The sequence below is a fragment of the Janthinobacterium sp. GW821-FHT03A03 genome, from assembly GCF_059421435.1.
The window spans coordinates 89,013-99,352 of record NZ_JBWKUZ010000020.1; the positions used below are offsets into that span (position 1 = coordinate 89,013).

General features: G+C 66.5%; 12 protein-coding genes. 1 reads left to right on the plus strand and 11 read right to left on the minus strand.

Annotated elements, in window-relative coordinates:
- Positions 1-19 precede the first annotated feature (19 nt).
- From AC07VI_RS24840 to AC07VI_RS24885, 10 genes are all read right to left on the minus strand, one after another.
- Entirely contained in the window at positions 20-1,189 is a 1,170-nt protein-coding gene (locus AC07VI_RS24840; protein ID WP_086148490.1) for a CpaE/TadZ family protein, read from the minus strand.
- Between the two features lie 55 nt (positions 1,190-1,244).
- Positions 1,245-1,853 (minus strand): TadE/TadG family type IV pilus assembly protein, encoded by a 609-nt coding sequence (locus tag AC07VI_RS24845; RefSeq protein WP_157792487.1) that lies wholly within the window; start codon positions 1,851-1,853, stop codon positions 1,245-1,247.
- Positions 1,843-2,325, minus strand: a complete 483-nt coding sequence (locus AC07VI_RS24850) for a TadE/TadG family type IV pilus assembly protein (protein ID WP_492992163.1) — start codon at positions 2,323-2,325, stop codon at positions 1,843-1,845. The genes AC07VI_RS24845 and AC07VI_RS24850 overlap by 11 nt, the downstream gene beginning before the upstream one ends.
- On the minus strand, positions 2,322-3,749 hold the full coding sequence (locus AC07VI_RS24855) for a pilus assembly protein TadG-related protein (protein ID WP_492992161.1): 1,428 nt from the start codon (positions 3,747-3,749) through the stop codon (positions 2,322-2,324). The genes AC07VI_RS24850 and AC07VI_RS24855 overlap by 4 nt, the downstream gene beginning before the upstream one ends.
- Complete coding sequence (locus tag AC07VI_RS24860) at positions 3,739-4,041, minus strand: hypothetical protein (RefSeq protein WP_099374863.1); 303 nt, start codon at positions 4,039-4,041, stop codon at positions 3,739-3,741. The genes AC07VI_RS24855 and AC07VI_RS24860 overlap by 11 nt, the downstream gene beginning before the upstream one ends.
- A gap of 16 nt (positions 4,042-4,057) precedes the next feature.
- A complete protein-coding gene (locus AC07VI_RS24865) occupies positions 4,058-5,500 on the minus strand; it encodes a type II and III secretion system protein family protein (protein WP_492992159.1) in 1,443 nt (480 codons plus the stop codon).
- A 27-nt stretch (positions 5,501-5,527) separates the two neighbouring features.
- On the minus strand, positions 5,528-6,382 hold the full coding sequence (gene cpaB, locus AC07VI_RS24870; RefSeq protein ID WP_492992157.1) for a Flp pilus assembly protein CpaB: 855 nt from the start codon (positions 6,380-6,382) through the stop codon (positions 5,528-5,530).
- On the minus strand, positions 6,379-7,752 hold the full coding sequence (locus AC07VI_RS24875) for an ATP-binding protein (RefSeq protein ID WP_492992156.1): 1,374 nt from the start codon (positions 7,750-7,752) through the stop codon (positions 6,379-6,381). The genes cpaB and AC07VI_RS24875 overlap by 4 nt, the downstream gene beginning before the upstream one ends.
- Positions 7,753-7,845: 93 nt before the next feature.
- Complete coding sequence (locus AC07VI_RS24880; protein ID WP_099420352.1) at positions 7,846-8,379, minus strand: A24 family peptidase; 534 nt, start codon at positions 8,377-8,379, stop codon at positions 7,846-7,848.
- A gap of 54 nt (positions 8,380-8,433) precedes the next feature.
- Entirely contained in the window at positions 8,434-8,616 is a 183-nt protein-coding gene (locus AC07VI_RS24885; protein ID WP_076564995.1) for a Flp family type IVb pilin, read from the minus strand.
- 480 nt (positions 8,617-9,096) lie between these two features.
- Between AC07VI_RS24885 and AC07VI_RS24890 the strand changes: the two genes are divergently transcribed.
- On the plus strand, positions 9,097-10,143 hold the full coding sequence (locus AC07VI_RS24890; RefSeq protein ID WP_086147876.1) for a GGDEF domain-containing protein: 1,047 nt from the start codon (positions 9,097-9,099) through the stop codon (positions 10,141-10,143).
- Here the strand turns inward: AC07VI_RS24890 and AC07VI_RS24895 are convergent.
- Positions 10,144-10,340, minus strand: a 197-nt coding sequence (locus AC07VI_RS24895) for a hypothetical protein (RefSeq protein ID WP_494808826.1), incomplete at its 5' end; no start/stop codon positions are given.

A 10,340-nucleotide genomic window follows, 5' to 3' on the forward strand; every position in this document is an offset into this window, starting at 1 on the left:
GTACTCCACCTGCCGCCCGTCACGCCTCGCTGCGGCTGAACAGGCGGTCGAACAGGCCGCGGCTTTCCATCACGCGGCGCGCCGTCACCAGTTCCACCAGTTCGGTCAGGCTGCGCGCCACGGCGCTGGTGCGCGACAGCTGCAGCAGCGGGATGCCCTGGTTGACGGAGTCGGTGGCGGCGATGTAATCGTTGGGCACCGTGTGCACCACTTCCGCGCCCAGCGCCTGCTCCAGGTCCGCCAGGCGCAGGCGCCCGCCCTTTTCATAGCGGTTGACGATCAGGCGCAGGCGCTCGCCCGGATAGCCGAGCGAGCGGAAAATGTCGAGCAGGCGGCGCCCGTCGCGGATGTCGGGCAAGGCCAGCTGCAGCACCGGATAGATGGCGTCGGCGTTGTCGAGCGCGCGCAGCGACAGCGCATCGATCTGGCGCCCCACGTCGAGCACGATGTAGTCGTAGTGCTGGCGCGCCACGGCCAGGATGCGGTCCATGTGCTCGGGCTGCATGTCGACCTTGTGCGCGGGGTCGTCGGCCGCCGCCAGCACGCCGAAGTTTGGCGTCACGTGCACCAGGCACGAGGCGAGAAAGGCGCCGTCCATGCGCGCGATCTGCGCGCAGATGTCGGACAGGGTCATGGCCGGCTTCTGGTCCGAGACATACAGGGTGGCGTCGCCGAACTGGCCGTGCAGGTCGATCAGCAGCACCTTGCAGCCGGCCAGGCTGGCCAGCGCGTAGGAAAAATTCGTCGACAAAAAGGTGGCGCCGCTGCCGCCCTTGCACGAGATGAAGGCGAGCACTTTGCCGTCGCGCATCTGCGTCACGCCGGCCTGGATATCGACCCGGTCCATCGCCTCGTGAAAGGCCTTGTGCACCAGCGGCAGCTGCAGCACTTCGCGCATGCCGGCGCGCATGGCGCGGATCAGCACATCCTGCTGCTGGCCGCGCGTGAGCAGCATCAGCACGGCCAGCGGATACTGGCGCGCCAGGCGTTCGAGCAGGTCGGCTTCATCGGCGTCGATGCCGCTGGCGTCGACGATCACCAGCTCGGGCGCCTCGGGCAGCATGCGCTCGACGGCGTCGCGCAGGCCGCTGCGCCGTTCCAGCAGGCGCAGCACGGGCATGCGCGCCGCGCCCTGCGCCGCGATTTCATCGTGCAAGCTGGCGTCGCGGCTAATCATCAAGGCTTTCATCGCACTTCCTCGCTTCTTTCAGGTCTACACAGTCGGCTGCGCCGCCACGCGGCGCTCAGGGACAGGAATTCGGATTGCCCGGATAGCCCAGCGACTCGGCCGCCACCATGGTGGCGCCGTCGGGCAGGCGCACGGCTCCCGCACCGGAGGGAAACATCACCTCCAGCAGCGGCAGGATGGGCCGGTACGGCACGCTTTCGCAGCGCGCGCCAACGCCGGGCACGCACAGGCGCGCGCGCACGAAACGGATGCAGCTGGCGCCATGCGGATTGTCGATGCAATTGATGCGGTTGCGCTGCGGACAGCCTGGCATCACGCCGACCGGCAGCGCCGCCAGCGCCGCGCCGCTGTCGGCCAGCGACAGATAATCGATGCGCACATACGCGTCGCTGATGCCGCCGCCGAGCGGCAGCGCGCCCGGCGCGGCGCGCAGCACGGCTTGCGCGCGCACGGCCTGCAGCGCGCCGGCATTGGTGAAATCGGTGACGGCCGCGCCGCGCGCGGCGCGCCGGGTGATCTCGTGCACCATATTCCACAGATACACGGCGCGCGCCACTTCCAGCATGGCGAACAGGAACAGGAAGAACAGCAGCGCCAGCATGGCGAACTCGACGGCAAAAACGCCGCCCTGGCGCTGCCGCTGGAGAGGCCGGTTAATTAACATAGCGCAAGGTCGCATTCGCACGCAAGGGGATAGGCGCCAGCTGCGGCAGCCACGCGCGCGCCAGGTCGGGCAGGAAGGTGACAGGCATGTCCACGGCAACCTTGATGCGCACCTGCAGCGGCGCCGTCGGGTAGTTGCCGCAGCTATAAAAGTCATCGTTGTAAATGCAATCCACATTGACTTTTTCGCTGCTCATGCCGGGCCAGGATTCCGCCATCGCCTCGACCACCATGTGCCGCGCAAACACGGTGTTTTTCGCCGCCGCATCGGTACTGACCATCTGCGACAGCGGCAAGGTGGCCAGATAGCGCGCCGCATCATGCGTGCTTTTCTGCAAGACCGTGTACGCCAGGAACGCGCGGCCGAACAGCAGCACGACGGGCAGCAGTCCCATGAAGAACACCATGATCAGCGCCAGCTCGATGGCGGCCACGCCGTCCTGGCGACGGGGCCTGCGGCAAGGCGGCCTCATTGCAGCAGCTCCGCGGGACTGCCCAGCGCCTGCTCGGGCACGATGCCGGCAAATTCAGCGCTCAGCATGCCATTGCTGGCCGGCGCCGTCATGAAGAAGCGGCCGATGCCGCGTACCTGGGCCAGCACGTCGCTGCCGGCCGGCACAGGACAGGCCAGCAAGGCGATATGCAGCAGGCGCCGCTGCGCCACGCCCGTGTTGCCGCTCGGCGCAGTCTGGAAACCCAGCGTCAGGTAGGGAGTGCTGCTGGCGGGATAGACGGACTTGGCGGCGGGCGCGGCCGGGGTGGCCGGATACAGCCTGGGCCAGTCGCTGGTGGCAAACGGCAGATAGCCGCCGGGCGGCTTGACGCTGCTGTACTTCGCCGCCCGGACAAACGACCACAGCGGCCCGTAACTGCCGACGGCGGGCGGCGTCGCATTCGATTCCGGGTCGGCCACGGACAGCAGCGGGTTGCCGGTGCTCAGCGCGCTGGGAGCGTCGGGCGTATTCGTCATCCACCAGTTCGCTGCTGCGTTCGGAAACGGGCGGATGCTCGCGTCGGGCGGTGCCGTGACGGCATCGCAGCCGCTGCCCAGCTGGTTGAAGCGCGCATTGAAGGCTGGCCACAGCGCCGCGGGAAAGGGCCGGTGCACGTGCACTTGCGCGCTGCCGATGCGCGGGAACAGCACGCTGCCCGAGCAGACGAAGGGCAGGATGGCGGCATCGCTGACCTGCGCCGACGCGCCCACCGTCCCCGGCTGGCCCAGCGGATTGAGCACGAAATGCTCGGCCGTGGCGCCCTGCGGGTTGAGCTTCAACAGGTTATACGCCACGCCGCGGCGAAAGCCATATTCGAGCAGTTCGACGGCCGGCAGCAGCGCCGCATTCGCGCGCGGACTGGCCGCGCTGGACGACAGCGCGCAAATGGCCAGCGGCGTCAGGGTCAGGCCGGTACGCCCGGCGACGGCGCGCGCCCCCGTGTCAAGCGTGCGCAGGGCCGGCGACCAGGCGCCCAGGAACGCCGTCGCCACCCGGCCCAGCGCCGGTTCGTTGGCCTGCGTATCGACGCGCACGAACAGCGCCCTGGCGGGATCGGGCACGGCGCCGGCCACATGCCACTCGCTGGCGGACGCGTCGGGCGCTGCCGCGAAACGGATGCTGGCGTCCGACAGGATGGCGCCCTCCATGCGGCGCCGGTACGCGCTGCGGTCGGCCGCGCTGCTCTTGGCCTTCGCCACGGCGTTGGCCAGCCCCTCGGACGTGCCCGCCAGTTCCGCCGCGGCCGCCAGCGCCGCGTTGTCGGCCAGGTTCTGCAGCTCCGTCCTGCGGCCGATGACCTGCCCCACGTCGAGCGCCAGGCCGATAAAGCCCAGCACGACGATGAGCAGGATGGAAAAGGCGATCAGCATCGCCCCGCGCTGGCCCTGGCGTCTATTTGCCATTGCCGCCTCCCAGCATGAATTGCACCGGCTGCGGCGCCTGGCCGTTCGGTTCGACGAACGAGGCGCGGTAGCGCTGCATGACGGCCTGCGCGCTGGGCCCGTCGAGCCCGTCGGCGGGCTGGCGCGTGCCTGCGCTGGCCGGATAGCGCACCTGCTGCGCCATGGCCACGCGCACGGCGTCGCCAAAGCGCCCGTCCAGCTGCGGCGTGCTGCTGTGCGCGCAAGCGGCCAGCAGCACGGCCAGCGGCAGCGCCGCCAGGCGCCGCAGCGATATCAGGAGCGAGTTCGGCATGGCGTATCTCCCCGTCTCATTTCAGCTCGAAACCATTGGCCGCGCGCAATGGCGGCACGGGCGGCGGCAAGGATGCGGGCAGCGCCCCTTCCATCTTGCCGCGCAACATCAAATCCGTGCGCGAGGGCGGCGCCAGCTGCGCCGTCGGCAGCACGACGTCCGCCGGCAAGGGTTTTACCAGGTGCGCGGTAATGACAAACAGCAATTCCGTGCGGTCATGCTGGAAGTCCGTGCTGCGGAACAGCGCGCCGAGAATCGGCACTTCGCTGAGCCAGGGCAAGCCCGTAATGTTGCTCACCTGGTTATTCTTGATCAAGCCGCCGATGGCGTAGCTCTGGCCGTCATACAGCTGCACCGTGGTCGACGCGCGCCGCGTGGTAATGACGGGCAAAATCGAGCGCCCGCTGACGCCGGCGGCGGAAATGCCCACCCCTTCGCGCGACAGTTCCGACACTTCCGGCGCCACCTTCAGATTGATGCGCCCGCCCGCCAGCACGGTCGGCGTAAAGCGCAGGCCGACGCCATATTCGCGCTCTTCCAGCGTGATCTTGTTGTTGTCCTGGCCGACGGGGATGAAGATCTTGCCGCCGGCCAGAAAACTCCCCTCCTGCCCGCTGATCGCCATCACCGTCGGCTCGGCCAGGATGCGCACCAGGCCATCCTGCTTCTGCGCCTCGATGGTCAGCTGCTGGCCATTCGACTTGCGCACGTCGAGCAAGCCGTTGGCCGTGCCGCTGAGGAAGTTCGACAGCAGGGTGGTGGCCCAGCTGCCGGAGGCCAGGCGCAGGGTGGCGCCCACTTCCAGCCGCTCCAGCAGGGACTTCGACACTTCGGCGATCTGCACGGCCAGCATCACCTGCTGCGGCGCGCTGACGTCGAGCATGTTGATGATGCGGCTGCCCGCGCCGCCCGTGCCGGCGCCGGGCGCGGCGGCGGCCAGCGCCGGCTGGGCGCCGCCATCGGCGGGCTTGGGCAGCGCCAGCGGCACGCTGGCGCGGCGCACGTAAGCGTGCGCCAGCTCGGTGGCGCGCAGCACGGCGCCCGCATCCTGCACCGTGCCCGACAGCACCAGGGTATCGGCCACGGCCGTCACGCGGATGGCTTTTTCTTCCGGCATCAGGGCCGCCAGGGTCGCCTGCAGGCCGGCCGGGTCCATGCTGACGCCGACGTTGACGACGCTGCACACGCCGCTCTTGCCCTGGATGATCATGTTGGTGCTGCCCACGTCGACACCGACCACATATAAAGTGTCGGGCGCCACCAGCATGGCTTGCACGACGGCCGGATTGCCGACGCTGCGCGCCAGCACCGCCTCGGGCAGGCGCAACATGCTCGACTTGCCCACCTGCAGCTGCAAGTTGCCGGGCGTGGCCGCTTCGCCGCCGCAGCGCGGGCCAGGTTCAGCCGCTGCCGGCAGGCACGACAGCAGGCAGCAGAGTGTCAGCAGGGCGCGGTTCATGAGCGTGTCCATGGTTGAACAGGGCAACTAAAAACATTCGCGCGACTGGCGCGTCCCATCGATGACGGTGCTGCACTGGCGCACGGGTTCCGGCCGCGCCTTCGCCACGCGCGCCGGACGCGGCGCCACGGCGGCGACAGGCACAAGCGCGGGAGCAGGCTCGGCTTCGTGCGGACCGCCCAGCAGGGTCAGCTTGGTGGCGCCTTCCGTCACGCCCGGCCGCGGGTCGACCTGGTTGCGCAGCACCAGCGACAGGCTGCCCACGCTGCGCGCCAGGTCCAGGTTTTCCGCCTGTTCCGGCGTCACTTCCAGGGTCACCGCATTGACCACGCGCGGCTTGGTCTCGTCGCGCCCCACCTCCTGCGCCACGGCCAGCACGAGGATGCGTTCGAGCACGATCTTGGAAATATTGCGGCTTTGCGGAAACGCGCGGTCGCCCGCATCCTGCTGGGTGCTGACGATGATGTCGACATAGTTGCCCGGCAAGGCGAAGCCGGCCACGCCGATCACGTCGTTGACGCGCACGGTGATGGCGCGCCGCCCTTCCGTGATCAGGGCCGACAGGCCGCCCAGGGTGCCCGCCGGGGCCAGCTTGGCTTCGCTCAGCGGCTCGCCGCGCAGCACGCTGGTCTTCAGCACCCGCCCCGCCAGTTTTGCCGGGTCTTGCAGCGCCCCTTGCGGCAGGCTTTCCGCCGGCCACTCGACCAGGCGCAGCATGTCCGGCGTCAGGCGCTGGCCCAGGTTGACGTCGCTGGCGGCGACGACGATCTTGCCCTTGCCGGCCGGCGTCTGGCGCAGCAGCCAATGCGACGCCAGCAGCACCGCCAGCAAGCCCAGCACGACTGCCAGGCCCATCATCAGGATGGCGCGCCGGTTCTTCATGCGATACGCTCGCACAGGCTGGCGGACGGCATGTCGCAGCTGGCAAACAGGCTGCTCCAGGCCTGCTCCAGGGCGGCGACCGTCAGACGCGCTTCGCAGCCGGCAAAGCCCGCGAAGTCGGTGATGCGCGCCAGCAATTCGCCGGGATAGCTGGCCAGCAGGGGCCGTCCCTGCGCGCCATGCAGCTGCTGCAGCAGGTAAGTCAATACCTGCTCGTCAAACGCGATGCCCGCCACCCGGCATTGCTGGCGGAACAGGGCGCGGTAGGCGCTGTCGGCCAGCGGTCCCACCTGCACCTTGTAGCCGATGCGGCGCAGCAAGGCTGGATCGAACAGCTCGCCCGGCGGCACATTCGTGGCCAGCACGAGCGCATTGTCGAAAGGCATGCTCAGCTTCACGCCACCAGGCAGGCCCAGCTGGTCGCTGCCCCGCGCCAGCGGCTGCATCAGCCGCGTCAGCAGTTCTTGCGCACCCAGGCGCTGGCGCCCCAGGTCGTCGATGATCAGCATGCCGTTGTTGGCCCGCACATGGGGCGGCGCCTGGTAGCAGCCGCCGCTGGCGTCATGGCGCAGCTCCAGCATGTCGGCGTCGAGCTCGGCGCCCACGTGGATCACGGGGCGCTGGCACAGCACCCAGCGGATGTCCGTGCTGCGCCGCTCCAGCGCCTGGCGCGCATGGCTGACATGCTGCGGCGCGGGCGGCTGGTGCTGCGCCGGATCGTACAGCTGGATGATGTCGTGGCCGACGACGATGGCGTAGGGCACGGCCACCAGGCCGTGCAGCAATTGTCCCAGCTGCAGCGCCAGGGTCGACTTGCCGCTGCCGGGCGGACCGTACAGCAGCAGCGAGCGGCCCGAATACAGGGCCGCACCCACCATGTCGAGCATGCCCGGCCCCGCATGCGCGCCGCCGAGCACGACCGCCAGGTCGTCGCTGGCCACGCGCTGCTCCTGCGCCTGCCACGACTGGCGCGCCACCATGGCGCGGTAGGCGTCGAGCGTGACGGGCGCCGCGCCGATGTAGGCGCAGCGCTCGAGAAAAGCGCAGGCGCGCTGCTTGCCGGCCCCAGTCAGCTGGTACTGCACGTCGATCTCGGACTCGCCGCGCCAGGCCACTTCCGCCATCTGCTCCGTCACCATGAAGTCGAGCACTTCGCGCAGGACATTGATCGACAGGCGCAAACGCGTGGTCAGCACGGACAGGTGCGTCTTGCCGCTCACAAACATCAGCTTGGCGATCAGTTCGACCACCAGCTGGCGCTCCAGCCCCGTTTCACGCAGGCTTTTCGGCTGCGGCGGCAAGGGCGGCATCAGGTTCGCGTCGGCGGGACGCGGCACACTGTCGGTGGTGGAATAGTCGACCTCGGTCATGCTGCGTCTCCTAGCCGGTTAAGACTGCATTGAACAGATTTCATTCTAGCGAGCAGGGGCGCACGCCCATTGATCAAGAGCAATGAATGCGACTCAGAAATACTGGCGTCCCTGCACGGCCAGGCAGCCCAGGGCGATGGCCAGGCCGTAAGGCATATTGCCCACGCTGGCATGGCTGTCAAGCTGCGTGGGAGCCAGCGCAATGCCGGCCGTGCGCGCGATCATCGGCCACAGCAGCTGGCGCAGATTGCGCAGGCAGGCGCGCCATTTGCCCTGCCAGGTAATCATCAGCACGGCCATCAGGCCGCCCAATAGAAAGGTGGCAAAACAGATCTGCAGCACGGGCCAGGGGCCGGCAAAAGCGCCCGCCATGGCGATCAGCTTGACGTCGCCGGCGGCCATGCCGCGCAGCACGTACAGCGGCAAGAACAGGAAGAATCCCGTGGCCATGCCGCCCAGCCACAGCGGCGCCAGTTGTTGCGGCCACAGCCACAAATGCAGGGCCAGCGCGGTGACGATGCCGGACAACACCAAGGCATTCGGAATCTTGCGGCGGATCAAATCACTGACGGCGGCGGCCGTCACAAAAAACAACAACAGCAGGTCGCACAAGGCAGTTGCAGGCATGGCATACCTCCCGAAGAAAAACCCGCTGCCGGCCGGCCGGCAGCGGGCACCCGCTTAGGGCGTCAGCACCAGGTTCGACGAAATGTCGGTGAGAACGGCCAGCAAGTTGGTCTTGATCAGCAAGAAACCGGCCGTGATGGCGGTTGCCATCAATGCCGCGATCAGGCCGTATTCGATTGCCGTAATGCCATCCTCATCCTTGATAAACTGCTGTGCTGCCGACAGGAAGGTATGCATGACAAGCTCCCAAAAAGTGAATCACAAGTCCCTGGCGCAATCGGGTGTGAAACATTGCCCTTTCCTGCTAATATGTTTCCTGCCGTAAATTTCTGCGCCATTGCATTGACTATAAAGCGTCCACGTTTCGGCAAATTGACGCGCCACAAGTTTCCATATGGAAATTATCAAACCTTGTGAAAATGACGGCTGGCGCAGACAAATGTTGCGCTGAGGATTGAAAGCCTGCGTCAGGGCACTTTTTGCAACGCGCTGCATCAATATCATGTATTTACATGAAATATTGCATACGTTAATTGCCTATTAGGCAAAAAGACATTATCCTGCTTAGCTCTTCTTTGGAAAGGCCTCTCGCCCGGCGGTACAGAGCGTCATGCCACCAAATAAATCTTGGCTTCTTGTAGACGGACGCGAACATGCTCTTGCTTGATGCAATGCTGGTATGACGACACTTGTGTGACTACTTTCCAGAGAACGACAATGGATTCCCTACTGAAACACATGGTGGATATGACAGGGCACCGCGATCACACGATGCTCGACATCTCCGTGATCTCGGCCGTCCAGGAACTCGCTTCCGCGTCGCAGACCCGTGTGCTGGCCCTGACCACCGTGCGTGGCCAGGTGTTCGTGCGGTCGCGGGCCATCATCGTGGCGGGCAACGTTGCCCGCATGGAAGACAATGCCGATCCGGCGCTGCCGGGCGAACCGCTGTCCGACTACCCGGCGCTGGCCGCCTGCATCCATCGCCATGAAGCGAGCGCCGATACCCTGTGCGCCGACGGCCGCCACCTGCTGTGGCTGCCCATCTGGATCGGCGACCAGGTCACCACCTGCCTGGAAATCACCAACCCCACGCCGTACACGGGCGCCACCATCCAGGTGATCGGCGGCATTGTCAGCGTCTACCGCAATTTCCAGAACCTGCTCGACTACAGCGAACGCGATTCGCTGACCGGCTTATTGAATCGCAAGACCTTCGACGACCAGCTGGCGAAAATCCTGCAAAACCGCGGCGAGCCGGAAGCGGACAAGCCGCGTCCCGTCGAGGAAGAGCGGCGCCACCATTCCGATACGGAACGGCAGTGGCTGGCCGTGATCGACGTCGACCATTTTAAATTGGTCAACGATAAGTTCGGCCACCTGTACGGCGATGAAGTGCTGATCCTGATCGCCAACCAGCTGCAATCGTCGTTCCGCTCGCAAGACCGCATCTTCCGCTTCGGCGGCGAGGAATTCGTCGTGCTGCTGCGCTCGATCACCCTGGAAAATGCGCAGAAAATCATCGACCGCTTCCGCACCAACGTCGAGGCGCACGACTTCCCGCAAGTGGGCAAAGTCACCGTCAGCGTGGGCTTCGTCAGCATCAACGCCTACGAGGCGCCCGTCATCATCCTCGGCCGCGCCGACCAGGCGCTGTACTACGCGAAAAGCCACGGCCGCAACCTGGCTTGCCACTACGACGAGCTGGTCGCCAAGGGCTTGCTCACCACCATCGCCTCGAACGATACGGCGGAATTTTTCTGATCACCTGAAGATGCGCGCCTGAGCGTCCATGGCGGCGTTGCCGTTGCTTGCCGTACCAGTCGTCCTGTCTTCGCGCCAGCGCCTCGCCCTGACGTTTTTCAGGCGCTCTTTTTCAAAGAGCTGACCCGTCCTGGAATAAGTTGACACTTTTTCGTTACAGAGAAGGAGTGTCCGATGGAACAAGGGTTTCGACGCAG